The organism is Kitasatospora indigofera, from assembly GCF_014655955.1.
In the GTDB taxonomy this organism is placed as follows: domain Bacteria; phylum Actinomycetota; class Actinomycetes; order Streptomycetales; family Streptomycetaceae; genus Kitasatospora; species Kitasatospora indigofera.
Genome location: NZ_BNBO01000002.1, coordinates 416,865 through 442,085, shown reverse-complemented (window position 1 = coordinate 442,085; position 25,221 = coordinate 416,865). Strand labels below are relative to the sequence as shown.

The window sequence follows — 25,221 nt, the reverse complement described above, 5'->3', positions numbered from 1 at the left end:
CCCGGGGGAGCCGCTCCCCCGGGCCCGGCGCCGTCCGGCCTCCCGGACGGCAGGGCTACCAGCCCCAGCCGCCGCCCTCGCCGTCGTCGTCGGTCTTGCTGTCCCAGCCCTCGCCCACCTTGCGGAGGATGGTGTAGTGGTCGACCTGGGTGCCGTTCTCGGCCAGCGCGGTGACCTTCATCTCGGACTTCCGGCCCAGGTGCGCCGGGGTGACGTCGACCTTGATGAAGGAGTAGCCCGTGTAGCGCACCCGCGACCACTCGACGGTCTCGGTGACCTTCACGCCGCCCTGGGCGAAGTGGTAGGTGTTCACCGAGTCCTGGTGGTTCTCGTGGCCCTCGTAGGTGTCGGGGGCGTCGAAGCTGTACAGGCTGCGGCCGGCCGCCCCCGCCGTCACGTACACCACGCCGTCCTTGGCGGGCTCGACGGTGGCGCCGCTCGGCACCGCCTTGGAGACCTTGTTGCCGAGGATCGCGTCGGTCCGCTCGTAGACGTGGTTGTGACCGTTGATCACCAGGTCCACCCGGTACTTCTCGAACAGCGGCACCCAGGCCTCGCGGACCCCGCCCTCGGAGGCGTGCTGGTGGGTGGTGGAGAAGGCGCAGTGGTGGAAGAAGATGACGATGAAGTCGATCGTCTCGTCGCTGCGCAGGTCCTTGAGCCGGCGCTCCAGCCACTTGGTCTGCTTGCCCGCCGAGATGCCGAGGTTGGCCGGGATCTCGTAGGAGACGTCGTTGGCGTCCAGCGAGATGACGCCGACGTTCTTGTAGCGGAAGCTGTAGACCCCGGGGACGGTCCGCGGGTCGGGCCCGTTGTCCGGCAGGAAGAAGCGGTGGTTCTCGCCGCCGTAGCCGTTGGCCGAGTACCAGGCCTCCATGTCGTGGTTGCCGTAGGAGACCATCCACGGGACCTTCGAGGCGACCGTCTCGGTCTGCGCGAGGAAGGCGTCCCAGGTGGTGGCGTTGAACGCGGCCTTGTCCGAGTCCTGGCCCGCGCCGGCCGCGTCGGCGTAGCAGATGTCGCCGGCGTGCAGGTGGAAGGCCGGGTTCTGGGCCAGGATGATGTGGTCGTTGCCGGCCGCGTGGGCGCTGACGCCCTGGTCGCCGAAGGCGGTGAAGGTGAACGGCTCGTAGACCTTGCCCCACATGTGCTCGCGGGCCGGCGCGGTGCGGAAGGTGCTCAGGGTCGAGACGGCCTGCTGCGAGGCGGGGTCGAAGCCCTGGTGGCCGACGCCGTAGTAGTACGTGGTGTCGGGCTGCAGGTCCTCCAGCGCGACGTGCAGGTAGTACTGGTCGACCGGCGCACCGGTCTGCACGAGGGCCGGCGTGTGCAGGGCGCGCACCTCGGCGGCGACCTTGTGGCTGAGGTCCCACGGCTGCTTGCCGAAGCGCAGGAAGGGCTTCTTGACCGGCGCGGGCACCTGCCAGGAGATCCGGAACTGGGTGTCCGGCTCGGGCCCGAAGGAGAGGTGACGGCCGATCGGGGCGACCAGCGAGCCGTCGATGCCGTCCGTGGTGGAGACCGGCGCCGGCTGCGGGGCGGCCGAGGCGCTGCCGGTGCCGAGCGAGCCGCCGACCGCGAGCGCGCCGACGGTGATGGCGCCGGTGCGCAGCATCCGGCGGCGGGAGAAGCGGCTGCGGAGGTACTCGTGCTGCTCCGCCATGCTCATGCGGTCGGCGAGCTTCTCGGGCACGCCCATGCGTGGGATATCCATGGCCCGGACTCTGGCAGTGGCGGATTGCCCGGACGCGGACATCCGGTGAACGGGCACCGGCGCGCCGCCCATTCGAACTCCAATGTTCGACCATGCCCTGGCAAAATGCTCCCGCCGCACGGCGTACCAGGTCACCGGGCCCGACCGGGCGCCGGCGGAGGGGTTCTCACGCCGGCTCAGCCCGCGCACCGGACGGCGGCTCACCGCTCGTCCGGTGACGGGCATCGGCCGGCGGGTCGCGGCGCACGGCCCGGCTCAGTGCACGCAGAACTCGTTGCCCTCCGGGTCCCGCATGACGACGCTGCAGGAACCCGTGCCGGGCGAGTCCTCGGTCCGCAGCCGCGTCGCACCGAGCCGCTCCAGCCGGGCCGCCTCGGCCCGGACCCGCTCCCGGCGGGTCTCGAACGGCACGCCGCGGCCGCCGCCGACCCCGAGGTCGGGGTGCAGGCGGTTCTTGACGGCCTTGGGCTCGGGCACCTGCTGGAACCAGATCCGCGGGCCGGCGCCGTCCGGGTCGACGATCGAGTCGCTGCAGTCCCCCGTCCCGAGCTCCTCCTCGGGGACGCCCTGGTCGAGCCAGTAGGCCCGCCAGGTCGGGAAGGGCTCGGGCGCGGGCTCGACCCGGTACCCGAGGGCGGCGGCCCAGAAGGCGGCGAGCCGCTCGGGATCCGCGCAGTCGACGGTCAGTTGAAGCCTGGGTCTCATGCCGGACAGCCAACAACAGCGGCGCCCGGACGGCCAGCCGCCCCCACCGGGCGGATGCGGCGGCCCGCGACAGCCGTCAGGCCCGGTGTGCGCTCAGTCCGTCCAGGGTGAGGCCGAGGAGGCGTTCGGCCTGCGCGCGCTGCTCCGGCCGGCCGGCGGCGAGGGCGATGCCGCTGAGGGCCGCGAACATGTCGGACGCGTCGATGTCCGGCCGGACGACGCCGGCCGCCAGCGCGGCGTCCATCAGCGAGGTGAGTGCTTCGAGCATCATCCGGCGGCTGTGGTCGTAGGGATCGACACCGGACGCGACGACGGCGCGCAGTGCCTCGGCCATGCCGAGCTTGGCACTCGCGTAGTCGAGGAAGCGCCCCGCCCAGTCCCGCAGGGCGTCCTGCGGCGGCAGGGTCGCCAGCAGCCCGGGGACGGCGTCGCACAGCCGGCTCAACTCGTTGCGGTAGGCAGCCTCGATCAGGAGTTCCCGGGTGGGGAAGTTCCGGTAGAGGGTGCCGGTGCCCACGCCCGCCTCCTTGGCGATGCGTTCGAGGTGCGCGTCCAGGCCCTGCTCGGCGAAGACGCGCGCCGCGGCGGCGAGGATCTTGTCGCGGTTGCGCTGCGCGTCCGCCCGCAGCGGGCGCCCTGCGTCGGTGGCCATGGCCGGGTCTCCTGTCGTCCGCGCTTGCTTACCGGAGGCGCCTCCGCTTACCGTGAGGGCGAAGCGGAGGCGCCTCCGTATTCACTCTAGGCCATGCCCCGCCCCTCGGCCGAGGGGCGCCCGCGGCCTGCCCGGAGCAGCGCCGCCGGCACGGCCGCCGCCACTCCCCCACGACCCCGGCCCACCGGCCGACGGGCACCGACGAACCGTCACAGGAGAACCACATGAGCCGCCTGCTCGAAGGAAAGACCGCCGTCGTCACCGGCGGAGCGTCCGGCGTCGGACTGGCCGTCGCCAAGGAGTTCGTGGCGAACGGCGCCCACGTCGTCATCACCGACCTCGGCCGGACGCGACTGGACGAGGCGGTCGCCGCGATCGGGCCGCGGTGCTCGGGCGTCGTCGCGGACGTCACGAAGCTCGCCGACATGGAGGCCGCCTACGCCGAGGTGATCGCGCGGCACGGACGCCTGGACGCGGTCGTGGCCAACGCCGGCATCGGCGCCCACGCCCCGCTGCACCGGATCACCGAGGAGGAGTTCGACCGGACCTTCGCCGTCAACGTGAAGGGCGTCCTGTTCACCGTGCAACCGGCGCTGCCGCTGCTGGGGCCCGGCGGCACCGTCGTGGTCATCGGCTCCACCGCCTCGATCCGGCCCCCGGCCGGGATGAGTCTGTACGGCGCGTCCAAGGCCGCCGTCCGCGCCTGCGTCCGCGGCTGGATCCAGGACATCAAGGGCTCGGGGGTGCGGATCAACGTCCTGAGCCCGGGAGCGGTGGACACCGAGTCCCTGCGGAGCGCCCTCGCCATGGCGCAGGGTGCCGACGCCGTCCCGGCCGCCGTCCGGACGATGGGCGAGGGCAATCCGACCGGCCGGATCGCGGACCCCCGCGAGATGGGCACCGCCGCGGTCTTCCTGTCCAGCGACGCCGCCGCCTTCGTCACCGGCGTCGAACTCTTCGTGGACGGCGGCATGGCCCAGGTCTGACCGGCCGTCGGCCGCACACCCGCTGCGCCGGCCACCCGTGGCGGCGCCCCGCCCGGCGCACCCGGCACCTCCCCCGGCCCGGCCCGGCCACCTGCGGGCGGCCCGCGCGGAGGCTGGACCGTCAGTGCTCCTTCCTAGGATCACGGCATGCCCGATGCCTTCACCGTCCTGTGGACCCAAGACACCTGCCGTGCGCTGCGCAAGGCCGGCCGGGTGGGCGAACGGCCCCCGGTCGCCTTCAGCGGGGTCCACGGCTCCCTGCCCGCCTGGTCCGGTGCCGGCGCCGGTGACGAGGTGTACGCCCTGCACGTCAACCGGTGCGCCGTGTACGTGGTGAGCCGGATGCGGGTGGTCGGCACCGACCGGCGGGACTGCTGCGGCACCGCCCCCGCGACCTGGCAGGACCCGGCGTTCCCCGGGCACGAGGACTGGTCGATGCTGGGCTCCGGCGGCTGCGGCGCCGTGGCCGTGCACGTGGACGCGACGCCCGTCCGCCTCGACCGGCCCGTCCCCGGCGATCTGCTGGGACGGCTGACCTGGCAGAACCGCCGGGGCCGGACCCGCGGCCTGAAGTACGTGGTGGACGGCCGCCTGGAGCACTCGGTCAGCCTCCAGGGCTTCTACCGGCTGACCTCCGGGTCGGCCGAGGAGCTGGCGGCGGTCGTGGCCGGCGCCGCCTGACACCGGCCGACGGCCGGCCGCAGGCACGCGGCGCGCCGGCCCCTGATCCGCCCGGGGCCGCCCGGCGGGTCCCGGCAGGATCCGCCGGGCAGGCCCTAGGTCGAGATCGTCTCGTCCCAACTGCTGGGCGCGCGGTTGCCGGTGCCGTCGCAGGTGCGGCAGACCTCTTCGCGGTAGGCGTGCTTGGCGCCGCTGGCGTCGACGCGGTAGCGGACGTAGATACCGGTGCCGTCGCAGAGGAAGCAGTTGCCGCCACCGCCGCCGACCTCGGTGGTGCCGGTGCCCTGGCAGGTGCGGCAGCTGAGGCCGGCCGTCCGTCCGGTGCCGGCGCAGATCCGGCAGACCGTGGTCACTGCGGCACCCCGGCGGGGTGGGCGGCGTCCCGCGTGGTCGTGGCCATGGTGATCCCTCCGTCGTCCGGCACCACCGGCCAGCGTAGTCCCGCGACGCCCGGCCCCGCACCGAAGTCGGCGGACCGGGCGGCGGACCGGGGGCGCGCCGCGGGCGGGCCCGCACCGCCCGGGCGGTCCCGGCTGCTTCAGCCGGGCAGGCCCTCCCGGAGCCGGCGGGAGACCGCGAACTCCTGGAGGTCAAGCGTCCCCGGCGGGTCCGCGAGACCGGGGCCGCCGGCCCGGACCCAGTCGGTTATCTCGTCCAGCATGTCGTCCGCCAGCACCCAGCCGAGCCAGACCGGACGGCCGCCGGCCCGCCGGCCCTCGGCGGAGGGGCTCACCACCACCACGTTGGAGTGCGCGCAGGCGTCCAGGCACTTCACCGCCCGGACCTGCCCGCTGCCGCCGACGCCCTCGCGCAGCCGCTCCAGCTGCGCCGCGTGGTCGACGCCCGGGTGCTTGGTCTCGGTGCCGCAGCAGCAGCCCCGGCAGACGGTGACGGTCACCGGGGACGGCGGCGCCGCCTTCTCCGTGCGGTTTCGACGACTCATGGGGCTCCCTGCTCGTTGTGGTCCGGTCGGTGTCCGGGGCCGGTCCGCGGAGGCCGGCGGGACACCGCCGGGTGACCGTCCGCCCGGCCCCGGCCGCTCCGCTCGGCCCGCTGCCACGCCCTTTCGCGCAGCAGCCGCAGGCCGTTCAGGCCGACGATCACGGTGGAGCCCTCGTGCCCGGCGACCCCGAGCGGCAACGGCAGGTCGCCGGCCAAGTCCCAGGTCACGAGCACGGTGATGAACACCCCCGCGATCACAAGATTCTGCACCACCAGCCGCCGGGCCCGCCGGGAGAGGGCCACCACGGCGGGCACGGCCGCCAGTTCGTCCCGGACGACCACCGCGTCGGCGGTCTCCAGGGCGAGGTCGGAGCCGGCCCGGCCCATCGCGACGCCGGTGTGCGCGGCGGCGAGCGCGGGCGCGTCGTTGACGCCGTCCCCGACGAACAGCACCCGGTGTCCGGCCGAGGCGAGGTCGCGGACGGCGGCCGCCTTCTCCTGCGGCAGCAGCCCGCCCCGGGCGTCGGTGAGCCCGACCTCGGCGGCCAGTCGGGCGGTGGCCCTCGGGTTGTCGCCGCTGAGCAGCACGGGCGGGCGGGCGGTCAGCGCGGCCAGGGCCGCGACGACGGCCGCCGCCTGCCCGCGCGGACGGTCGGCGAGGCCGAGCACGCCGACCACCACACCGCCGCGCCGGACCACCACGACGGTGCGGCCGGCCGCCTCCAGCTCCGCGACGGCGCCGGCCGGCTCCGCCGGGACGGTGGCCGGGCCGATGGACGCGCTGGCCGGGCCGGTGGACGCACTGTCCGGGCCGGTACCGGACGCGGCCGCCCCGGCCCGGGCCGGGGCGCCGACCTCCGTCACCACGCCGTCGACCACCGCCCGCACGCCGACGCCCGGGGTGGAGGCGAAGCCGCTCGCGGGGGCGAGGGCCAGGCCGCGGGCGCGGGCCGCGTCGACCACCGCGCGGGCCAGCGGATGCTCGCTGGGGTGCTCGGCGGCGGCCGCCAGGGCGAGCAGGGCGTCCGGGGAGAGCACGGCCCCGGAGGGGCCGGCCGGGAGCGGGCGGATGTCGGTGAGGCGGGGGGTGCCCTCGGTGAGGGTGCCGGTCTTGTCCAGCGCGACGGCGTCCACCTGGCCCAGCCGCTCCATCACGACCGCCGACTTGACCAGGACGCCGTGCCGTCCGGCGTTGGCGACGGCGCTGAGCAGCGGGGGCATGGTGGCCAGCACGACCGCGCACGGCGAGGCGACGATCATGAAGGTCATCGCCCGGAGCAGCGCCGGGGTGAGACCGGAGCCGAGCGCGAGCGGGACGGCCAGCAGGACCAGGGTGGCGGCCACCAGCCCTGCGGCGTAGCGCTGTTCGACCTTCTCGATGAACAGCTGGGTGGGTGCCTTGGTGGCGGCGGCCTCCTCGACCATCGCCACGATCCGGGCGATCACGCTGTCGGCGGCGTCGCGCCCGACCCGGACCCGCAGGGCCCCAGCGCCGTTGAGGGTGCCGGCGAAGACCTCGTCGCCGGGCCGTTTGGCGGCGGGCAGCGGCTCGCCGGTGACGGAGGACTGGTCGGCCTCGCTCAGCCCGTCGAGCACCAGGCCGTCCGCGCCGATCCGCTCGCCCGGCCGGACCAGCACCGTGTCGCCGACCGCGAGTTCGGCGGTCGGGACGGTCTCCTCCCGGCCGTCGGCGGCCAGCCGGCAGGCGGTGGCGGGCGCGAGGTCGAGCAGTCCGCGGACGGAATCGGCGGTGCGGGCGGTGGCGAGCGCCTCCAGGGCGCCGGAGGTCGCGAAGATCACGATCAGCAGGGCGCCGTCCAGCACCTGGCCGACGGCGGCGGCGCCGAGTGCCGCGACCACCATCAGCAGGTCGACGTCGAGGGTGCGCTCCCGCAGCAGCAGCAGGGCGTCCCTGGCCGGCTCCCAGCCGCCGCTCAGGTAGGCGAGCGCGTAGAGCGGGCCGTACGCCCAGCCCGGGCCGCCGGGCAGCTGGACGGCGAGGGCGGCGAGGAAGGCCAGCGTCGAGAGGGCCGCCCAGCGGGCCTCGGGCAGGGCGAGCGCCGCGGTCCGGCGCCGGGGCGGGCCGGTCGGGGCGGACGGCCGGCCGAGGTCCTGGGCGGGGCCGGCGAGCAGGGTGTCGGGCATCACGGATTCCTTCGGGCACGGCGGGGCCGGGCAGGCCTGGCGGGCTCACCATACAGGAACACATGAAGAGGTATTCATTTATGGCCACGGCCATAGGATGCCCTCATGGGACACGCAGCCACCGACAGCCCGGTGCCGCAGATGCGGCTGGACGCATCCAACGCGGCCAAGGTGGCCACCACCCTGCAGGCCCTCGCCACCCCCTCCCGCCTGCTGATACTCGCCCAGCTCCGCGAAGGGCCGCGGGCCGCGACCGAACTCGCCCACGCCGTCGGCATGGAGCAGTCCGCCTGCTCGCACCAGCTGCGGCTGCTGCGCAACCTGGGCCTGGTGGTGGGCGAGCGCCGGGGCCGCTCGGTGGTCTACTCGCTCTACGACGCGCACGTCGCGGCCCTGCTCGACCAGGCCGTCTACCACGTGGACCACCTCCGGCTCGGTCTCACCGACGACCCGGACCAGCCCGACCGGGCCTGACCGCCCGGCCGCCGGGGCCGCCCGGCGACTCCCGGCCGGGCCGGCCCGCGAATCGTCCTGATCCCGCCGTCCGCCGCACACCCCGGACGGCACCCGGCGCCTGCCCCCGGCCTGACGGCTCGTCGGCCACCGGCGGCGCCGGGCGAACTTCGGCGGACGGACCTCGCCGGACGAACCTCGCCGGACGAACGAAGCCGGGCGGGCGACGGCAGGTCACCCGGTGGCGGCGGGCACCTCGGGACGGTCGATGATCCGCAGCCAGCTCCCGTCCGGCTGCCGGCGCGCGACCTGGACCCGGCCGCCGGTGCCGTCCGCGTCACGGGTGGAGGTGAGGGCGAGGTCGCCGTAACGGACCGTCGGCAGCGGCTCCTCCACCGGGAAGGGCAGCGGCGCGTGCTCCAGCATCCGCTCGCAGACGGCGCGGATCGCCTCGCGGCCGACCGTCGAGGCCCCCGCCGGGTAGGCGAGCACGGCGTCGGGGGCGTAGAGCTCCGCCAGCCCCTCGGCGTCGCGGGCGTTGGCCCGCTCCACGAAGAGGCGGGCCAGGTCCTCGGGGGTGGTGGCTCGGGTGCGGTTCTCGGTCATGGTCGCTTCCTTTCGCTCACCACCAGGCTGGCGCCCGGCCGGCCAGAAGTCCAAGAGCTGGAAAGTCTGAGAGCTAGCATGATCGGTTATGGAACTGCGGCAGCTCGAATACCTCGTGACGGTGGCCGAGGAACGCAACTTCACCCGCGCCGCCGAGAAGCTGCACGTCGCCCAGCCCGGGGTGAGCGCCCAGATCAGGCGCCTGGAGCGCGAACTGGGCCAGCAGCTGCTGGACCGCTCCGGCCGCTCGGTGCGCCCGACCGAGGTCGGCGCGGCCGTCCTCCCGTACGCCCGGGCGGCGCTCGCGGCGGTACGGGGCGTCCGGCTCGCCGTCGACGAACTGACCGGGCTGCTCCGGGGGCACGTCTCGGTCGGGACGGTGACCTCGCACAACGTCGACCTGCCCGGGCTGCTGGCGGACTTCCACGACGAGCACCCGGCGGTGGAGATCACCCTCTCCGAGGCCACCTCCGACCGGCTCCTCGACGATCTGCGGACCGGACGGCTGGACGCGGCGATCGTCAGCGTCGGCAGCGGCGACCCGGAGGGTCTCGGGGTGCTGGTCCTGGAGGACCAGCCGATCGTGGCGGCCGTCGGCCACGACCACGAACTCGCCGTCCACCGGGTCGTCGCGATCGACACCCTGCGCGGCCGGCCGCTGATCAGCCTGCCGCGCGGCACCGGCCTGCGGGCCCGGCTCGACGAGGCCTGCGCGGCGGCCGGCTTCACGCCCCGGATCGCCTTCGAGGCGAGCGACCCCGGGCTGCTGGCCCAGCTGGCCGCCCGCGGCCTGGGCGCGGCGATCCTGCCCGGCGCGTTCGCGGCCGCCCGCGCGGAGCAGTTGCACGTGATCACCGTCGACCGGCCGGCCCTGCGCGGCCGCCTGGTCCTGGCCTGGCGCGCCGGAGGCCCCTCCGGCCCGGCCGGGCGCGCCCTGGTCCGGCGGGCGCGCCGCACGCTGGGCGGGGGCGCGGGCCTGGACGGGGACGCAGGCCCGGACGGGAATGCGGACCCGGACGGGCCGCCGGTCCCGTAGCGGACGCGGCGGGCGGACGCGGCGGGCGGAAGGCGGCGACCACCGCCCCGCGCGGCGCCGGCGGCCCGTCCTCAGGCGCCGGCCGCGTACCGCCAGACGTCGCGCATCAGCGCGGGCGGGGTCGGGCCGGCCATCTCCAGCTGGGTGAGCAGGATGCTGACCACGCCGGTGGACGGTGTCAGGTGCGCCGCCGTCCCGGTGCCGCCGACCCACCCGTACCGTCCCGGCACGTTCCAGGGATCGATCGCCTCCACGTCGACCGAGCCGCCGAACCCCCAGCCCTGCCCCTCCAGGAACAGCTCCCCGGCGGCCCGCTGCCGCTCGGTCAGGTGATCGGTGGTCATCTGCCGGACGGACTCCTCCGACAGCAGCCGGCGCCCGCCCGCCGCACCTCCGGGCGCCGGACCGGACGCGCTCGGCACCACACCGTCGGCGAGCAGCAGCCGGGCGAAGGCCAGCCAGTCGTCCACGGTGGAGACCAGCCCGCCGGCGCCGGAGGGGAAGGCCGGCCGGCTGCTCCACTGCCCGTCGGGGGTGTCGACCAGCTCCGCGCCGCCGGCCGGACCGGTCCGGTAGTAGCCGGTGAACCGGCCGAGCTTGCCGGCCGGCACCTCGAACCCGGTGTCGGCCATGCCGAGCGGCTCGAACAGCCGCTCCGCCAGGAACTCCGGCAGCGGACGGCCCGAGGCCCTCGCGACCAGCACGCCCTGGATGTCGGAGCAGGTGTTGTAGAGCCAGGCCTCGCCGGGCTGGTGCAGCAGCGGGATGCCGGCCAGCGCGGCCATCCACTCGTCGGGCGGCGCGACCAGCTGCGGCTGCGGCGGCCCCTGCCGCAGCTCGCTGAACAGCAGCCCGACCGCGGGCAGCGAGAAGTCGGCCGGGAAGCCGACCCCGGCGCGCGAGGTGAGCAGGTCGAACACGGTGATCGGCCGGGCGGCCGGCACCACGTCGGCGACCGGCCCGGCCGGGGTCCGGACGACGGACGGCGAGGCCAGCTCCGGCAGCCAGTGGGCGACCGGGTCGGCCAGCGCGATCCGGCCGTCGTCGACCAGTATCATCACGGCCGCGGCGACGACCGGCTTGGTGAGCGAGGCGATCCGGAAGATCGAGTCCCGGGCCATCGGGACGGTGCCCCCGATGTCCGCCGACCCGACGGCGGCCACCTCGACCCGGTCACGGACGGCGAGCAGGCCGACCGCCCCCGGGAGCGGTCCGCGACCGACGTGCCTGGCCAGGATGTCGCGCAGCTCGGTCATGGGTCCGCCTTCCCGGGGGTGGTGCCGTACGACCCAGCCTGCCGTCACGGTCCGGATTCCTCACGGCGACGCGCGGCCGGCGCCCTTCGGACGGCGGGCGGGCAGCGGCGGCGGACGGGCCGCGGCGGCCGGCGGACCCAAACCCGGTTGACGCCCCGCGACCCGGACGGTTTCCTGCACGGGTGACCCATCCCCCGACCGATCCCCCGGCCGACTCCCCGGCCGACCCCCACCGCCGGCCGGCCGCCGCACCGGAGACCGGTCCGCGAGCCGCGACCCCCGCCGGGCCCCGGGCCGGCGCCCCGGCCGTGCTGCGGTTCGAGCCGGTCGGCGGCGAGGCCCTGCTCCGGGACTGGCGGCACGTCCACAACGTGATCATCCCGACCGACCCGCTCTCGCCGGACGAGGTCCGCGAGCGCGCCGGGCGCAACCGCCTGGTGGTGGCGTACCTGGGCGACGTCCTGGTCGGCTGTTCCACGGTGCGTCCGCCCGCGGCGCACCCGCCCGCCGGTGGGAGGGCGGCGGCGACCGTCATCGCCCGCGTGCTGGCCGCCCACCGCGGGCAGGGGATCGGCGGCGCCCTCTACGAGCACGGACTGGCGACCGCGCGCGGGCTCGGCGCCGAGGTGATCGAGACGGTCGTGCTGGCCTCCAACCCGGACGGGCTGCGGTTCGCGCTGGCCCACGGCTTCGTCGAGGTGGAGACGTACCTGCTGCCGGGCGACACCGTGCCCTACGTCGACCTGCGGCTGGCCTGAGCCGCCCCGGCCCCGGCGGCCCGGGACCGGGCACGCCGGGGCCGGGCCAGGCCGGGGCCGGTCAGCCGATGGCCCGTACGTAGACGTCCGCCGCTCCGGCCAGGCCGCCGGCCGGGGCCACGAACACCTGCCTGCGACCGTCGGCGCCCGCGGTGGCCGGCAGTGCGGGCGCCGTGGCCGGCTCCTCCCCCGGCAGGGCCGTCACCAGGTCGGACGGCAGCGGGGCCGGGGCTTCCGGCGCGGGCAGGCCGTAGGTGCGCAGGAAGTCGTCCAGGTTGACGTCCGGTCCGCCGTCCAGCCGGTAGTGCAGGTAGCCGGTCGGCGTGCCGTCGGCGGCCCGGCCGAGCACCGCGTCGTCCGGGACGTAGTAGCGGCCCTTGCCCGGGTGCTGGGAGGGGTGCAGACCGGCCAGCCGCTCGGCGCGGGTCAGGTCGGTCTCGGGCGGGGTGTGGTCCCGGGTCAGCGCGAACACCCCCCACCCGGCCACCGCCATGGTGAACACCGCGCAGAGCGCCAGGACGGCCCCGACCGAGCGCCTCAGCACCGGCCGCCCGCGCAGCGAGGGCCAGGCGTCGGCGAGCGCGCCGCCGGAGCCGGCCCGCCCCCCATCCGGGGTGCCGCTGCCCGGGGTGCTGCCGCCCGTCACGCGGGATGCCACGGCGTCAGACCTTCCTCGTCCGCATGTCGCTGTTGCCGCCCATGTCGAACTCCTGGGCCAGCCCCGTCCGGTGCAGGCGCTGGATGTCCTGGTCGGTCACGATGCCCATCCCCGGCACGTAGGTCTGCTTGCCGTGGTCCCAGTTGTACCGGTCCCGGACGTGGGTCTGGTAGGTGACCGTGACCTCCGGCGGCGCTCCGGGCGCGGCGGGCTTGACCTCGATCTTCGCCTGGGTGTTGTAGTGGAACGAGCCGACCGCGTAGTACCAGTCCGAGCTGCTCCCGTCGGTGGCGGACATCGGCTGCCAGCCGGTGTCCTTGACCAGCGCCACCGGCTTGCCGGTCCGGTTGTACTCGGCCAGGGCCTGGGCCTGCCAGCCGGGCAGGTTGCCGTCCAGGGTCGTGTTGACGCTCTCCTGGAAGTCGGGGATGTCCTTCAGCATGTCCTCGACGTCGAGGCCGAGCGGCTCCCCGCTGCCGGAGAGGTAGTGCGCCATGTTGGCGCTGGCGTTGACGTCACCGGCCTTGAACGGCATGCCGACGATGCCGGCGCCCAGGGTGTTGGCGAGCTTGCGGTCGCGGTCGTTCGGTTCCTCCGAGTCGAACGTGCCGGCGCCTCGGTCGTAGGGGTCCGGGGGCAGCAGCACACCGCCCGAGCCGCCGAACACCTTGCCCAGGTCGCGGGCGCCGGAGAGGTCCTCGCCGACCACCCGCTCGGTCCAGGCGTCGAGCCGGTCGTAGTCGACGGACGCCTTGATCCGGTCGAGTTCGTTGCCGGCGGTGTCGCTGACGTCGGCGGCGTACGTGAGCGCGGCCGTGACCAGGTTCCGGACGTCCCCCGCGACGCCCGCCAGCCGGCGCGACTCGGCCTGGGCGTCCGGATCGTTGTGCTGCCCGGGTACGGACGGGAACCGCACGCCGCCGTCGTCCTGGACGGTGAGGCCGTTGGCCTTCGCCAGGTCGTCCGCCTCGGCCAACCAGCGCCGGGCCAGGGTCAGGCCGTCGGCGGCACTGTCGAGGGTGAGCTTCGCGGCCTCCGTCTCCTGCTCCGCGACGGACAGTTCGTCGATCAGGTCGGCCAGCGTGCGGCGGCCCAGCTGCGCGGCCTCGCCGCTCCAGCCCTCCTGGAGGGTGGAGAGCACGTCGGTGGCGTCGAAGCGGGCCTCGGCCGCGGCCGTGGAGATCTTCGCCCACTCCTCGGCGGCCCGGCGCAGGGCGGCCGGGTCGGCCTCGCGCAGCTGGGGCACCGTCACGGGCGCGTCGAAGCGCCGTTCGTGGTCCTCGGTGCCCGGCCGGAACCGGCCGTCCGGGTCGGGTCCGTTGTCCGTGGGCATCAGCCGTTCCCCTCCAGCAGCGTGGCGGCGCGCCGCAGTTGATCGGCCACCGCGTCCTCCTGGCGGCCGTAGTTGGCCGCGGTGGCACGCAGGCCCTCGGCGAGCTGCTTCATGGCGTCGACGGTCCGCCTGGTCTCGCCCTCCCAGCGGCCGGCGCAGGCCCCGAGCGCCTCGCCGACGGCCCAGGACCCGTGCCGGCGGGCGGCGGCGTCCGACTCGCCGAACCCGCCGTCGGCGCGGGCGAGCCTGCCCGCGCCCTCGTCCAGCTTGTTGGCAGCCACCGGGAACCGTTCGGGCTCCGAGATGTATCCGCTCACTTCCACACCCCCATGTGCGGGACGGTCGTCCCACGGTGAGGGACGACCGTTCCGGGGCTCCGGGTTCCGGCGGGGATCGATTCCCGTCCGCCCGCGCGGTCCGGGAGCGTCCGGGCGCGTCCCGGGCCCGGTCGGCGTCAGGCCGTGGCGGCCGCCGCCGCGCGGCCGGCGGCCCGGCCGGAGAAGATGCAGCCCCCGAGGAAGGTGCCCTCCAGCGAGCGGTAGCCGTGCACCCCGCCGCCGCCGAACCCGGCCGCCTCGCCCGCCGCGTACAGGCCGTCCAGGACGCTGCCGTCGGCCCGCAGCACCCGGGACGAGAGGTCGGTCTGCAGTCCGCCGAGGGACTTGCGGGTGAGGATGTTGAGCTTGACCGCGATCAGCGGCGCGGCCGCGGGGTCGAGGATGCGGTGCGGCGTGGCGGTGCGGATCAGCTTGTCACCGAGGTAGCGGCGGGCCCCGTGGATGGCGGTGACCTGGAGGTCCTTGCTGAACGGGTTGGCGAGCTCGCGGTCGCGGGCCTCGATCTCGCGGCGCAGCGCGTCCCGGTCGATCAGGGCCTGCGGGGTCTTGGCGTTCATGCCCTGGACCAGGTCGGCGAGGTTGCCCGCCACCACGAAGTCGGCGCCGTGCCGCTTGAACGCCTCGACGGGCGCGGTGGCGCCGGGCAGCGCGCGGCCGAGGACCTGGCGGATGCTGCGACCGGTCAGGTCGGGGTTCTGCTCGGAGCCGGAGAGGGCGAACTCCTTCTCGATGATCTTCTGAGTGAGGACGAACCAGGTGTGGTCGTGGCCGGTGGTCATGATGTGTTCGAGCGTGCCGAGGGTGTCGAAGCCGGGGAAGAGCGGCACCGGCAGCCGGTTGCCGAGGGCGTCCAGCCAGAGCGAGGACGGGCCGGGCAGGATCCGGATGCCGTGCCGGGCCCAGATCGGGTCCCAGTTCTCGATGCCCTCGGTGTAGTGCCACATCCGGTCGCCGTTGATCAGGTTGCCGCCGGCCCGCTCCGCGATGCCGAGCATCAGGCCGTCGACATGGGCGGGGACGCCGGAGAGCATCCGGGCCGGCGGGGTGCCGAGCCGGGCGGGCCAGGCCTTGCGGACCAGCTCGTGGTTGCCGCCGATGCCGCCGGAGGTGACGATCACGGCCTGCGCCCGCAGTTCGAAGGCGCCGGCGGCCTCCCGCGAGGTGGCGACGCCCCGCTCGACGTCGCTGGGCACCAGGATCTCACCGGTCACGGTGTCGGTGACGCCGCCGGTGGCGGCCAGGCCGGTGACCCGGTGCCGGAAGCGCAGGTCGACCAGGCCGCGCGCGGCGGCGGCCGCCACCCGGCGGGCGAAGGGTTCGACGATGCCGGGGCCGGTGCCCCAGGTGATGTGGAACCGCGGGACGGAGTTGCCGGGGCCGGTGGCGAGGAGTCCGCCGCGCTCGGCCCAGCCCACCACGGGGAAGAAGCGGACGCCCTGGGCGTGCAGCCAGGAGCACTTCTCGCCGGCCGCGAAGTCCACGTAGGCCTCGGCCCAGCGGCGCGGCCAGTGGTCCTCCGGGCGGTCGAAGCCGGCCGTGCCCTGCCAGTCCTGCCAGGCGAGGTCGTGCGAGTCGCGGATGCGCAGCCGGCGCTGCTCGGGCGAGTCGACCAGGAAGAGCCCGCCGAAGGACCAGTGCGCCTGGCCGCCGAGGGAGGCGGCCGGCTCCTGGTCGAGCAGGATGACCTTGCGTCCGGCGTCCGCCAGTTCCGCGGTGGCGACCAGGCCGGCCAGGCCGGCTCCGATGACGATGACGTCGGCGTCGAATGCCATGCGGGGGTCCTCCGAGAGCGGCTGGGCCGGGTGGGGGCGCCGGGGCGGGCGGTGCCCGTGGAGCGCCCGGCGGACGGGGGCCCGCCGGTGGGTGGCTCCGATACTGCGGGTTGGCGATCACCCAGTCAACCGGTCGGTAACAAGCCCGCCCCGAATTTCGCTCCACCGTGGAGCAGAATTCCGGGAACGGGCGGCCCGCCGGTAAAGCGCTACGCGTCGGAGCGTAATTCCGGGAATTCCTTCTGACTCTTTTTCAGAAATCCGCGCCAATACTGTGGACGGGTACGAAACCTGGCAGTAACTTACCGAGCAGTAGAAGCTGTGGCCCGGCATCCGTACACCCCCACCCACCCTCGTTTCTCTCCCCCAGGAGGAACCGTGCTCAGCCCTGCCCGGAAACTCGTGTCCCTGCTGGTCACCAGCCTCACCCTGGTGCTCGCGCTCGCCCTGACCGCCTCCGGCGCGAGCGCCGCCACCGGCTCGCACTACGTCGCGCTCGGCGACTCCTACGCCGCGGGCGCCGGAGTCCCCGGCCAGTCGGCCGGCCTGTGCCTGCGCTCCGACCGCAATTACGGCCGGCTGGTGGCCGCCGCGCTGCATTCCACCTCGTACACGGACGTCACCTGTTCGGCCGCCAAGGTGAAGGCCATGACCTCGGCCCAGTACGACGCCTTCATCCGGGTCAACGACCCGCAGCTGGACGCGCTGCGCGCCGACACCGACCTGGTGACCATCGGCATCGGCGGCAACGACCTGGGCGTCGGCGACCTCGGCGTCGGCGAGATCATCGCCACCTGCATCGCGGGCGCCGTGGTGAACCCCTTCGGCACCCCCTGCCGGGACGTCTACAACCACGGCCACTGGAGCTGGAGCAGCTGGTCCTGGGAGTACGGCAACGACGACCTGGCCGACCGGATCGCCGGCGCCGCCCCGCAGCTGGCCGACGTGCTGGCGCGGATCCACGCCAAGTCCCCCGGCGCCAGGGTGCTGGTGGTCGGCTACCCGTCGGTGCTGCCGGAGAACTCCTCCGACTGCCTGGGCCGCCAGCCCGTCACCACCGGCGACGTCACGTACCTGCACGGCGTGCTCGGCCGGCTGAACTCGATGCTCGCCGCCACGGCCGCCGCGAACGGAGCCCGCTACGTGGACACCGCGGGCCCGACCCGCGGCCACGACGCCTGCTCCTCCTCCCCCTGGATCGAGGGGGCGCTGCCGGGCTCCCCGGCCGTCCCGTTCCACCCGAACGCCAAGGGCGAGCAGGTGATGGCGCAGGCCGTGCTGGCCGCGCTGAAGTAGGCCGCGCCCCGGCGCGGAACGCCGGCGGGGCGTGACCGGGATCCCGGTCACGCCCCGCCGCCCTGCCCCGGGTCAGGGCTTGACGCGCACGATCTGCGGGTCGTGGTCGCTCGCCTGCTGGGCGAACTCACTGTTGATGTGCACCACGTCGTACTTGGCGTAGCCGACCTCGGGGCTGACCAGGATGTGGTCCAGCACCTGCGAGTTGCCCTGGTAGACGTACGAGTACTGCTCCTTCTCGGGCAGCTCGTTCACCAGGTCGCGCAGCACGCCGCCCTGGGTGAGCGCGGCCAGCGCCGGGGAGAACTGGTAGTCGTTGAAGTCGCCGACCGAGACGATCTTCGCGGTGGGGTCGGCGGCGAGCAGCTTGGCCACGAAGGCCTGCTCGACGACGGCCTGCTTGACCCGCTGCACCTCGGAGCTGCGGGCCGGAGCCTGGAAGCGGCTGTCGATGCCCTGGTCGCCGCCCTTGCTGTTGAAGTGGTTGGCGATCACGAAGAGCTTCTTGCCGCGGAAGCTGAACTGGCCGATCAGCGGCTTGCGGCTGTTGGCCCACGCCTCGTTGGCCGGGTCGATCCGGCCGGGCGAGGCGGTCAGCGAGGCGGCGGCGCCGGTGCCCGTCACGTCCACCGGGGTGTTGGTGGGGTCGGCGGCGGGGACGTCCGTGAAGGAGATCCGCTGCGGGTTGAACAGGAACACCTGGCGGATGTTGCCGCCGGGCTCGCCGCCGTCCTTGCCGTCCACCGGGTTGACGGAGCGCCAGTCGTAGGCCGGGCCGCCGGCCGCCTGGATGGCGGCGATGAACTTGGCGACGGTGACGCTCGCGTCGACCGTGCCGTTGCTGGTGGCGCCGTTGTTGTCCTGGATCTCCTCCAGGGCGATGACGTCGGGCGAGCGCAGGTTGGTGACGACCGCCTGGGCCAGCTCGGCGAACTTGCTGTCCGGGTTGCCGGGGGCCAGGTTCTCCACGTTGTACGTGGCGACGGTGGCCTCGCGGTCGGCGGCCGGGGCGGTCACCTCGCGCTCCAGGTGGTTGTCCTGGACGGCGCCGACCGAGGTGGCGGCCAGCGTGTAGCCGCCGAAGGAGTTGTAGTCCAGCGGACCGGTGGTGGTGCCGGTGAGCAGGTCGCCCACGTTGGCGACCGGGAACGGCTGCTGGGCCACCGGCGCCAGCTGCTGGACCATCAGGCGGCCGACGTTGGGCTCGCGGTACGACTCGTACAGCACGCCGCCGCGCTTGCTCTTCTGGTCCTGCGCGTCGGCGGCGACCCAGAGCTCGTTGTACTTGTCGGTCGCCTGGATCACCCGGACGTCCTTGACCTGGACGTTCATGCCCTCCAGGGACTCGTAGAAGTCCAGGGTGTACTTCTCCGGCAGCAGCGGCAGGCCCTCGACGGAGCCGCCGGCCGCGTCCTGGGTGTAGGTGCCGGGGATGTTGCGGGTGCTGACCACGACCGGCGCCGGGACGGCGTTGTCGGAGGAGAGCACCGTGATCAGCGGGGCGGTCAGCTGGGTCAGCGACTGCGAGCCGCCGGCGTAGTTGGGGTAGTACTCGGCGACCTTGCCGGTCACCAGCACCGAGTCGCCGGCCTTCACGGTCGGGACCTTGCTGCCGGTGTAGACGAACAGGCCCTCGCTGGTCGCCGGGTCGGCGTCGGGGTTCGGGTCCTGGATCCAGAAGCCCTTGGAGCCGTAGCCGCGCACGCCGGTGACGATGCCGGGCACGCCCGGGACGGTGTTGCCGAGCTGCGGCGAGACGCGGGTGGTGCCCTGGATGTCGTGGATGCGCAGCGGGCCGGGCTCGGTCGGGCCGGCCGGGCCGCCGGGCGTGGTGCCCTCGGCGGACTCGCCGTAGCTGTTGACCGGGGTCGGGTCGCCGGCCGCCAGGTCGGCGGAGTTGTCGTCGGTGTCGGCGAGGTTCGCGCGGCGGGCGACCGAGGCGGTGTTGCTCGCGCCGGTCACCGGGGCGCCCTCGCGGACGACGGCGGTGCCGAAGCCGACCAGGTCGCGCACCCGCGGGTCGGCGGCGCAGTCGGCGGCGGTCTTGCAGGTCAGCGGGTCGGTGCCCTGGACGAGGGCGACGGTGCCCGCGGTGCCGGAGAGCGCCAGGCTGCCGGTGGCGTCCGGCGTCGGCAGGGCGACGGTGCCGCCCGCGCCGGCCGCCTCGGCGACCAGGTAGCGCCCGCCGGGGGCTATCGAGCCGGTCAGCGGGGTCACGGACCACTGCGAGTTCGCGCCCGGCGAGGCCGAGATGTACTGGACGCTCCAGCCGGTGAGGCCGAAGGCCGCGCCGCCCTTGTTGGCCAGCTCGATGAAGTCGTTCTTCAGCGTGGCGCCGGAGTTGCCGCCACCGCCGTAGACCTCGGCGATCACCGCGTCGGCGGACGGCGCGGCGAAGGCGGACGGCAGCGGGACGAGCACGAGCGAGGCGGCCAGGCCGGCCGGGAGGAGGGTCGCGCGCAGCAGCGCCCTGCGGGAGCGGGGGCGGGGAGCGGTGGGCGTGGTCACCGGGGCAGGACTCCTTAAGCTGCCGGGTCATTGCCATGACGCGGCGTCCGGGTGCAGCACGATGCCCCGGCTGCCGTGGGGGCGCCGGGACGTGAGGGTGGTTCAGGTGGTGCGCTCGGCGCACTACCCGCGTAGACGCGACGCCGTGGAGCGACGCCGCAGCGCTCAAGATACGCGCGTAGAAAATGACGCGACAAGCCCTCTGCGGTTAACTCTTGGTACCGGTCCGCCAAGGCGCCTGATCCACCCTCACCGGCCGGACCGACGCGCCGAGGGGCCCGCCGCCCGGACGGATCCGGACCGGCGGGCCCCTCGCCCCCAGGAGGCAGGGCTCGAACCTACGGCCACCCGCTTTGCTGACAGGCGCTCTGCCGCTGAGCTACACCCGGGGAGTACCCGGCAGCCTGCCGCCGGACGGCGGCACCGGTCAAGCCCGCGCGCGCAGGGCACGCGCCAGCACCGGATTTGCTTCGGCCACGCCGTCCACGAACGCGGCCGTCAGCGGGCCGGCGGGGGCGGCCCACCGCGCCCGCCCCGTCGTCCAGCCGGTCCTCACCGGATCCACCCCGTACCGCCGGCACACCCGCTCCACCAGCTCCGCCGGGCAGTCCTCGGCGCCGGCCAGCACCCGCCAGGGCAGCGGCAGCCCGGCCCACACCTCGATCTCGCGGAGCCTCCGGCCGCCCACCCACTCCCGCCAGGACGCCGGCTCGATCACGTCCAGCCACACCACTCCCCGAGCCCCGCCGCCGCCCGGGCCGCCCGGTTCAGCCGCCCGTCGCGGAAGTCCGCCGCACCGGCCCGGCCCCCGGTCTCCCGCCCGCCGAGCCGGACGGCCCGCGCGAGCCGCTCGGGCGAGCCGGCCGCGGCCGCCTCCCCGACGGTGCCGAAGAGCGCGCCCGCCACCGCGAGCCGGCGGCCGGCTCCAGCCGGGCCGCCTCGGCCGGGGACAGCCCCGGCAGCAGCTCCCGGACCAGCCGGGCCACGGCCGCCGGATCACCGCGCGAGCGGATCGATCCGCTGATCCGGTCGAGGGCGGCGGCGGGTTCGTCCTGGGGCATCGGGCCGGCATGCCGAACGCCGCGGCCCCCGCCGTCACGAGGGACGGCGGGGGCCGGCGGCGGAGCGTACGGGCGTCAGTCGGTGGCGGCGGCCGCCGCCTTGTCCAGGCCGGCCGACCACTTCTCCTCGACCTTGCCGAACTTCCAGAACGCCAGCGCCCCGGCCCAGGTGAGGACGAACAGGCCGACGATGGCGTAGCCCACCAGGTTGAGGTCCAGCTCGCCGATCCAGGCGACCGGGCCGCTGGTGATGTCGAGCTTCTCGCCGAGCAGCCCGACCAGCTCGATCACGCCGATGACCAGGGCGACGATCACGGACAGGCCGGTGACGGTGAGGTTGTAGTAGATCTTGCGGACGGGCTTGGAGAAGGCCCACTCGTACGCGAAGTTCATGAACGAGCCGTCGATGGTGTCCAGCAGGCTCATCCCGGCGGCGAACAGGACGGGCAGCACCAGCAGCGCGTACCAGGGCAGCGAGAAGGCCGCGGCGCCGCCGGCCAGCACCAGCAGCGAGACCTCGGTGGCGGTGTCGAAGCCGAGGCCGAAGAGCAGGCCGACGGGGTACATGTGCCAGGGCTTGGTGACGGCCCTGGTGACGCGGCCGAGGATGCGGTTCATGAAGCCGCGCTTGTCGAGCTGGCGCTCCAGCTCCGCCTCGTCGAACTCGCCCTGGCGCATCTTGCGGAAGACCTTGAGGATGCCGTTGAAGGCGCCGAGGTTGATCAGGCCGATCAGCACCAGGAAAACACCGGAGACGGTGACGCCGATCAGGCCGGTGGCGGTGTGCAGGGCGGAGTCGTCGGACTCGACCTGGCCGGCCAGGGACTGGATGCCGAAGGCGAGCAGCGCGCAGAGCCCGAAGACGATCGACGAGTGGCCAAGCGAGAACCAGAAGCCCACCGAGAGCGGGCGCTTGCCCTGGCCCATCAGCTTGCGGGTGGTGTTGTCGATGGCGGCGATGTGGTCGGCGTCGAAGGCGTGCCGCATCCCGAGGGTGTAGGCGGTGAGGCCCATCCCGACGCCGAAGACCTGGCCGCCGACGTCGTAGTGCTTGGGCGCGATGACGGCGAGCAGGGTGAACCAGCCGATCACGTGCAGGGCGAGGACGAAGCCGCCCATCCCCGCCAGGCGTATCCACTCGTCGCGGGTGAGCCGGTCGCGCCATCTGGTCGCGGGGGCCACCTGGGTGACTGGGGGCGCGCTGGTCATGGCGGCGTCCTCTCGGGGGAACGGGTGAGGGCAGGGAAGAGCTGGACCAGTTTTCCCTCTCAAGGGAAGTACTTGCAAGTCATGTGCAATTAATCGGACCGGGCATCCACTCCGGAGAATGTCCAGGACTGGTCATGCACCGTACAAATCCCCGTAACCTCCGGAGGCTTTCGAAGCCTCCGCCACCGGCGGATACTCGGGTTCTACGCGCGGATACCCTCGCCGCCGAATTCCCGACTCCCCACGGAGAAACGGCAGATGACCTCTCGTCAGCACACCCGCCCGAAGGTGGCCCTGGCCGCCGCCGCCCTGCTCGCCGCCGCCCTCACCGGCCTGGCCGCGCCCGCCTCCACCGCCGCCGGCACCACCGCCGCCGGCGCCGCCACCCCGGCCGCCCCCGCCGGAGCCGCCGTCCAGCACCGGGTGCTCTTCGACAACAGCAAGGCCGAGACGGCCGGCAACGCCGACTGGATCATCAGCAGCGCGATCCCGGACCCGCTCGCCCAGAACGCGAACCCCACCACCGAGAAGAGCTGGACGGGCGCCCTCTCCGCCTGGGGCGTGGCCCTGCAACGGACCGGCGCCTACAGCCTGAAGACCCTGCCGGCGGGCAGCACCATCGGCTACGGCACCGGGGCCGCGCTCGACCTCGCCAACTTCGACACGTTCGTGATCGACGAGCCCAACACGAGATTCAGCACCGCGGAGAAGACCGCGATCATGACGTTCGTGCAGAACGGCGGCGGTCTCTTCCTGATCTCCGACCACAACGCCAGCGACCGCAACAACGACGGCTGGGACTCCCCCCGGGTCATCAACGACCTGCTGACCACCAACAGCGTCGACCCGACCGACCCGTTCGGCTTCTCGGTGGACGTCCTGAACATCTCCACCGACAACCCGCGCGCCGTCACCGACGCCGCCGACCCGGTGCTGCACGGCGCCTTCGGCACCGTCACCGGCTCGATCCTGCGCTCGGGCACCACCTTCACCCTCAAGCCCGCCGACAACCCGTCGGTCAAGGGCCTGCTCTACCGGACGGGGTACAGCGGCACCACCGGCGCCTTCTTCGTCACCAGCACCTTCGGCAGCGGCCGGGTGGCGGTCTGGGGCGACAGCTCCCCCGCCGACGACGGCACCGGCCAGTCCGGGAACACCCTCTACGACGGCTGGAACGACCCGGCCGGCACCAACGCCGCGCTCGCCCTCAACGCCACCGCCTGGCTGAGCCGGGCGAGCTGAGCGGGGAACGACGAAGGCAAGGAGCACTCGCACTCCTTGCCACTCTCAACATATATCCCACCGGGGGCCTTGCGGCAAGGCCCCCGTCGTGCTGCACAATCTCCGATCGAAGCCAGAAATCACCGAAATCAGGGATTCGCCACGTTCGGGTGCTTTTGCCCGGGTACGGGTCCCTTCGGCGCGACGGCGGGCACGACGCGCGGCCCCGGGCCGGCGCGGGCCGTGCCCGCCACCGCGCCGGGCGGTGCGAGCGGCGGACGGACGATGTGGGAAACGGGGCGGTTGTGATGATGGACGTGATCGTGGTCGGCAGTGGACCGACCGGCCTGATGCTGGCCGGCGAGCTGCGGCTGCACGGCGTGCGGGTGCTCGTGGTCGACAAGGAGGCCGAGCCGACCAAGCAGTCCCGGGCGCAGGGGCTGCACGCGCGCAGCGTCGAGGTGATGGACCAGCGCGGCCTGCTGGAGAGTTTCCTCCCGCTGGGCAGGAAGTTCACGGTCGGCGGCTTCTTCGCCGGCCTCGGCACCGCCTGGCCCGAGCGGCTGGACACCGCGCACTCGTACGTCCTGGCCATCCCGCAGGAGATCACCGAGCGGCTGCTGGCCGAGCACGCCACCGAGGTGGGCGTGGAGATCCGGCGCGGCTGCGAACTGGTCGGGCTGAGCCAGGACGAGGACGGGGTGACCGTCGAGCTCGCCGACGCGGGCACCGGCGCCGGCACGGGCGCCGCCGGCGGGGGACGCACCCGGTTGCGGGCGCGCTACGTGGTCGGCTGCGACGGCGGCCGGAGCACGGTGCGCAAACTGCTCGGCGTCGGCTTCCCCGGTGAGCCCTCCAGGGTCGAGACGCTGCTGGGCGTGATGGAGGCGGCCGCGTCGCCGGAGGCGGTGGCCGCCACCGTGGCCGAGGTCCGCAAGACCCAGCTGCGGTTCGGCGCCATGCCGATGGGCGACGGGCTGTACCGGGTGGTGGTGCCCGCCGAGGGAGTGGCCGAGGACCGTACCGTCGCGCCGGACCTGGAGGAGTTCCGGCAGCAGCTGCGGGCCCACGCGGGCACCGACTTCGGGGTGCACTCACCGCGCTGGCTCTCCCGCTTCGGCGACGCCACCCGGCTGGCCGAGCGCTACCGGGTCGACCGGGTGCTGCTGGCCGGCGACGCGGCGCACATCCACCCGCCGACCGGCGGGCAGGGGCTCAACCTGGGGGTGCAGGACGCCTTCAACCTCGGCTGGAAGCTGGCCGCCGAGATCAACGGCTGGGCGCCGGAGGGGCTGCTGGACAGCTACCACGCCGAACGGCACCCGGTGGCCGCCGAGGTGCTGGACAACACCCGCGCGCAGATCCAGCTGATGTCGACCGAGCCGGGCCCCCGGGCGGTACGCCGGCTGCTGGCCGAGCTGATGGACATCGAGGAGGTCAACCACCACCTGATCGAGAAGATCACCGCGATCGCGGTCCGCTACGACCTCGGCGAGGGGCACGAGCTGCTCGGCCGCCGGATGCGGGACATCGGCCTGAAGCGGGGGCGTCTCTACGGGCAGATGCACGCCGGCCGCGGGCTGCTGCTCGACCAGACCGGCCGGCTGTCGGTCGAGGGCTGGGCGGACCGGGTCGACCACGTCGTGGACGTCAGCGAGGAGCTGGACGTGCCCGCGGTGCTGCTGCGGCCGGACGGCCACGTGGCCTGGGCCGGCGACGACCAGCAGGAGCTGCTGGACCGGCTGCCGAAGTGGTTCGGCGCCCCGGCCGGCTGAGCGCCGGGCGGGTGCGCAGGCGCGCGGGCGCGCGCCGCGCAGCCCCGGCCCCGCGGGGACCGGCCCGGGACAGGGCACTGGCCACCGGAGGGCCGCAGCCCCGCCCCCGGCGCCAC

General features: G+C 74.4%; 23 protein-coding genes. 8 read left to right on the top strand and 15 right to left on the bottom strand.

What is annotated here, in order from left to right; all coding sequences use genetic code 11:
* Positions 1 to 55: 55 nt before the first annotated feature.
* From IE329_RS03830 to IE329_RS03820, 3 genes are all read right to left on the bottom strand, one after another.
* On the bottom strand, positions 56 to 1,714 hold the full coding sequence (locus tag IE329_RS03830) for a purple acid phosphatase family protein (RefSeq protein ID WP_190209321.1): 1,659 nt from the start codon (positions 1,712 to 1,714) through the stop codon (positions 56 to 58).
* A gap of 255 nt (positions 1,715 to 1,969) precedes the next feature.
* Entirely contained in the window at positions 1,970 to 2,419 is a 450-nt protein-coding gene (locus tag IE329_RS03825; protein ID WP_190209320.1) for a VOC family protein, read from the bottom strand.
* Between the two features lie 76 nt (positions 2,420 to 2,495).
* Positions 2,496 to 3,071, bottom strand: a complete 576-nt coding sequence (locus IE329_RS03820) for a TetR/AcrR family transcriptional regulator (protein WP_190209319.1) — start codon at positions 3,069 to 3,071, stop codon at positions 2,496 to 2,498.
* Positions 3,072 to 3,295: 224 nt separating this feature from the next.
* Here IE329_RS03820 and IE329_RS03815 point away from each other — a divergent pair, with 224 nt between their 5' ends.
* On the top strand, positions 3,296 to 4,057 hold the full coding sequence (locus IE329_RS03815; protein ID WP_190209318.1) for an SDR family NAD(P)-dependent oxidoreductase: 762 nt from the start codon (positions 3,296 to 3,298) through the stop codon (positions 4,055 to 4,057).
* A 147-nt stretch (positions 4,058 to 4,204) separates the two neighbouring features.
* Positions 4,205 to 4,738, top strand: a complete 534-nt coding sequence (locus IE329_RS03810; RefSeq protein ID WP_190209317.1) for a hypothetical protein — start codon at positions 4,205 to 4,207, stop codon at positions 4,736 to 4,738.
* 95 nt (positions 4,739 to 4,833) lie between these two features.
* Here the strand turns inward: IE329_RS03810 and IE329_RS03805 are convergent, their stop codons facing one another.
* The 3 genes from IE329_RS03805 to IE329_RS03795 form a co-directional block, all read right to left on the bottom strand.
* Entirely contained in the window at positions 4,834 to 5,091 is a 258-nt protein-coding gene (locus IE329_RS03805; RefSeq protein ID WP_190209316.1) for a hypothetical protein, read from the bottom strand.
* A 185-nt stretch (positions 5,092 to 5,276) separates the two neighbouring features.
* Positions 5,277 to 5,681: a (2Fe-2S) ferredoxin domain-containing protein gene (locus IE329_RS03800; RefSeq protein WP_190209315.1), complete on the bottom strand. Its 405-nt coding sequence runs from the start codon at positions 5,679 to 5,681 to the stop codon at positions 5,277 to 5,279.
* Positions 5,678 to 7,825: a heavy metal translocating P-type ATPase gene (locus IE329_RS03795; RefSeq protein WP_190209314.1), complete on the bottom strand. Its 2,148-nt coding sequence runs from the start codon at positions 7,823 to 7,825 to the stop codon at positions 5,678 to 5,680. The genes IE329_RS03800 and IE329_RS03795 overlap by 4 nt, the downstream gene beginning before the upstream one ends.
* Before the next feature lie 105 nt (positions 7,826 to 7,930).
* On the opposite strand from IE329_RS03795, the gene IE329_RS03790 reads away from it, so the two are divergent.
* Positions 7,931 to 8,299 (top strand): ArsR/SmtB family transcription factor, encoded by a 369-nt coding sequence (locus IE329_RS03790; RefSeq protein WP_190209313.1) that lies wholly within the window; start codon positions 7,931 to 7,933, stop codon positions 8,297 to 8,299.
* A 213-nt stretch (positions 8,300 to 8,512) separates the two neighbouring features.
* On the opposite strand, the gene IE329_RS03785 is transcribed toward IE329_RS03790, so the two are convergent.
* Entirely contained in the window at positions 8,513 to 8,884 is a 372-nt protein-coding gene (locus tag IE329_RS03785; RefSeq protein WP_190209312.1) for a YybH family protein, read from the bottom strand.
* Between the two features lie 88 nt (positions 8,885 to 8,972).
* Between IE329_RS03785 and IE329_RS03780 the strand changes: the two genes are divergently transcribed.
* On the top strand, positions 8,973 to 9,920 hold the full coding sequence (locus IE329_RS03780; protein ID WP_190209311.1) for a LysR family transcriptional regulator: 948 nt from the start codon (positions 8,973 to 8,975) through the stop codon (positions 9,918 to 9,920).
* A 71-nt stretch (positions 9,921 to 9,991) separates the two neighbouring features.
* Here the strand turns inward: IE329_RS03780 and IE329_RS03775 are convergent, their stop codons facing one another.
* Positions 9,992 to 11,176 (bottom strand): serine hydrolase domain-containing protein, encoded by a 1,185-nt coding sequence (locus IE329_RS03775; protein ID WP_190209310.1) that lies wholly within the window; start codon positions 11,174 to 11,176, stop codon positions 9,992 to 9,994.
* A gap of 182 nt (positions 11,177 to 11,358) precedes the next feature.
* Here IE329_RS03775 and IE329_RS03770 point away from each other — a divergent pair, with 182 nt between their 5' ends.
* Positions 11,359 to 11,934, top strand: a complete 576-nt coding sequence (locus tag IE329_RS03770) for a GNAT family N-acetyltransferase (RefSeq protein WP_229927136.1) — start codon at positions 11,359 to 11,361, stop codon at positions 11,932 to 11,934.
* A 61-nt stretch (positions 11,935 to 11,995) separates the two neighbouring features.
* Here the strand turns inward: IE329_RS03770 and IE329_RS03765 are convergent, their stop codons facing one another.
* The 4 genes from IE329_RS03765 to IE329_RS03750 all read right to left on the bottom strand — a co-directional run bounded on the left by IE329_RS03765 (position 11,996) and on the right by IE329_RS03750 (position 16,035).
* Positions 11,996 to 12,592, bottom strand: coding sequence for a hypothetical protein (locus IE329_RS03765; protein ID WP_190209309.1), 597 nt, complete (start codon positions 12,590 to 12,592; stop codon positions 11,996 to 11,998).
* Between the two features lie 4 nt (positions 12,593 to 12,596).
* A complete protein-coding gene (locus IE329_RS03760) occupies positions 12,597 to 13,925 on the bottom strand; it encodes a hypothetical protein (protein WP_190209308.1) in 1,329 nt (442 codons plus the stop codon).
* Positions 13,925 to 14,242 (bottom strand): type VII secretion target, encoded by a 318-nt coding sequence (locus tag IE329_RS03755; RefSeq protein ID WP_190209307.1) that lies wholly within the window; start codon positions 14,240 to 14,242, stop codon positions 13,925 to 13,927. Before IE329_RS03755 ends, IE329_RS03760 begins: the two co-directional genes overlap by 1 nt.
* Before the next feature lie 137 nt (positions 14,243 to 14,379).
* Positions 14,380 to 16,035, bottom strand: coding sequence for an FAD-binding dehydrogenase (locus IE329_RS03750; RefSeq protein WP_190209306.1), 1,656 nt, complete (start codon positions 16,033 to 16,035; stop codon positions 14,380 to 14,382).
* 378 nt (positions 16,036 to 16,413) lie between these two features.
* Here IE329_RS03750 and IE329_RS03745 point away from each other — a divergent pair, with 378 nt between their 5' ends.
* Complete coding sequence (locus IE329_RS03745) at positions 16,414 to 17,331, top strand: SGNH/GDSL hydrolase family protein (RefSeq protein ID WP_190209305.1); 918 nt, start codon at positions 16,414 to 16,416, stop codon at positions 17,329 to 17,331.
* A gap of 72 nt (positions 17,332 to 17,403) precedes the next feature.
* Here the strand turns inward: IE329_RS03745 and IE329_RS03740 are convergent, their stop codons facing one another.
* The 3 genes from IE329_RS03740 to nicT all read right to left on the bottom strand — a co-directional run bounded on the left by IE329_RS03740 (position 17,404) and on the right by nicT (position 22,109).
* A complete protein-coding gene (locus IE329_RS03740) occupies positions 17,404 to 19,839 on the bottom strand; it encodes a lamin tail domain-containing protein (protein ID WP_190209304.1) in 2,436 nt (811 codons plus the stop codon).
* Positions 19,840 to 20,266: 427 nt separating this feature from the next.
* Complete coding sequence (locus tag IE329_RS03735; RefSeq protein WP_190209303.1) at positions 20,267 to 20,572, bottom strand: hypothetical protein; 306 nt, start codon at positions 20,570 to 20,572, stop codon at positions 20,267 to 20,269.
* 403 nt (positions 20,573 to 20,975) lie between these two features.
* Positions 20,976 to 22,109, bottom strand: coding sequence for a Nickel transporter NicT (gene nicT / locus IE329_RS03730; protein ID WP_190209302.1), 1,134 nt, complete (start codon positions 22,107 to 22,109; stop codon positions 20,976 to 20,978).
* Positions 22,110 to 22,367: 258 nt separating this feature from the next.
* Between nicT and IE329_RS03725 the strand changes: the two genes are divergently transcribed.
* Together IE329_RS03725 and rox are read left to right on the top strand one after the other, a co-directional pair.
* The gene (locus tag IE329_RS03725; protein WP_373311055.1) at positions 22,368 to 23,351 is read left to right on the top strand and encodes a hydrolase; all 984 of its coding nucleotides are present in this window, start codon (positions 22,368 to 22,370) and stop codon (positions 23,349 to 23,351) included.
* Positions 23,352 to 23,638: 287 nt separating this feature from the next.
* A complete protein-coding gene (gene rox, locus IE329_RS03720) occupies positions 23,639 to 25,105 on the top strand; it encodes a rifampin monooxygenase (protein WP_190209301.1) in 1,467 nt (488 codons plus the stop codon).
* Positions 25,106 to 25,221: the final 116 nt, after the last annotated feature.

Excerpts from the sequence above, each read along its gene's own strand:
- IE329_RS03830 (WP_190209321.1), bottom strand. The coding sequence starts at position 1,714 with ATGGATATCCCACGCATGGGCGTGCCCGAGAAGCTCGCCGACCGCATG.
- IE329_RS03825 (WP_190209320.1), bottom strand. The coding sequence starts at position 2,419 with ATGAGACCCAGGCTTCAACTGACCGTCGACTGCGCGGATCCCGAGCGG.
- IE329_RS03820 (WP_190209319.1), bottom strand. The coding sequence starts at position 3,071 with ATGGCCACCGACGCAGGGCGCCCGCTGCGGGCGGACGCGCAGCGCAAC.
- IE329_RS03815 (WP_190209318.1), top strand. The coding sequence starts at position 3,296 with ATGAGCCGCCTGCTCGAAGGAAAGACCGCCGTCGTCACCGGCGGAGCG.
- IE329_RS03810 (WP_190209317.1), top strand. The coding sequence starts at position 4,205 with ATGCCCGATGCCTTCACCGTCCTGTGGACCCAAGACACCTGCCGTGCG.
- IE329_RS03800 (WP_190209315.1), bottom strand. The coding sequence starts at position 5,681 with ATGAGTCGTCGAAACCGCACGGAGAAGGCGGCGCCGCCGTCCCCGGTG.
- IE329_RS03795 (WP_190209314.1), bottom strand. The coding sequence starts at position 7,825 with ATGCCCGACACCCTGCTCGCCGGCCCCGCCCAGGACCTCGGCCGGCCG.
- IE329_RS03790 (WP_190209313.1), top strand. The coding sequence starts at position 7,931 with ATGGGACACGCAGCCACCGACAGCCCGGTGCCGCAGATGCGGCTGGAC.
- IE329_RS03785 (WP_190209312.1), bottom strand. The coding sequence starts at position 8,884 with ATGACCGAGAACCGCACCCGAGCCACCACCCCCGAGGACCTGGCCCGC.
- IE329_RS03780 (WP_190209311.1), top strand. The coding sequence starts at position 8,973 with ATGGAACTGCGGCAGCTCGAATACCTCGTGACGGTGGCCGAGGAACGC.
- IE329_RS03775 (WP_190209310.1), bottom strand. The coding sequence starts at position 11,176 with ATGACCGAGCTGCGCGACATCCTGGCCAGGCACGTCGGTCGCGGACCG.
- IE329_RS03760 (WP_190209308.1), bottom strand. The coding sequence starts at position 13,925 with ATGCCCACGGACAACGGACCCGACCCGGACGGCCGGTTCCGGCCGGGC.
- IE329_RS03750 (WP_190209306.1), bottom strand. The coding sequence starts at position 16,035 with ATGGCATTCGACGCCGACGTCATCGTCATCGGAGCCGGCCTGGCCGGC.
- nicT (WP_190209302.1), bottom strand. The coding sequence starts at position 22,109 with ATGACCAGCGCGCCCCCAGTCACCCAGGTGGCCCCCGCGACCAGATGG.
- IE329_RS03725 (WP_373311055.1), top strand. The coding sequence starts at position 22,368 with ATGACCTCTCGTCAGCACACCCGCCCGAAGGTGGCCCTGGCCGCCGCC.
- rox (WP_190209301.1), top strand. The coding sequence starts at position 23,639 with ATGATGGACGTGATCGTGGTCGGCAGTGGACCGACCGGCCTGATGCTG.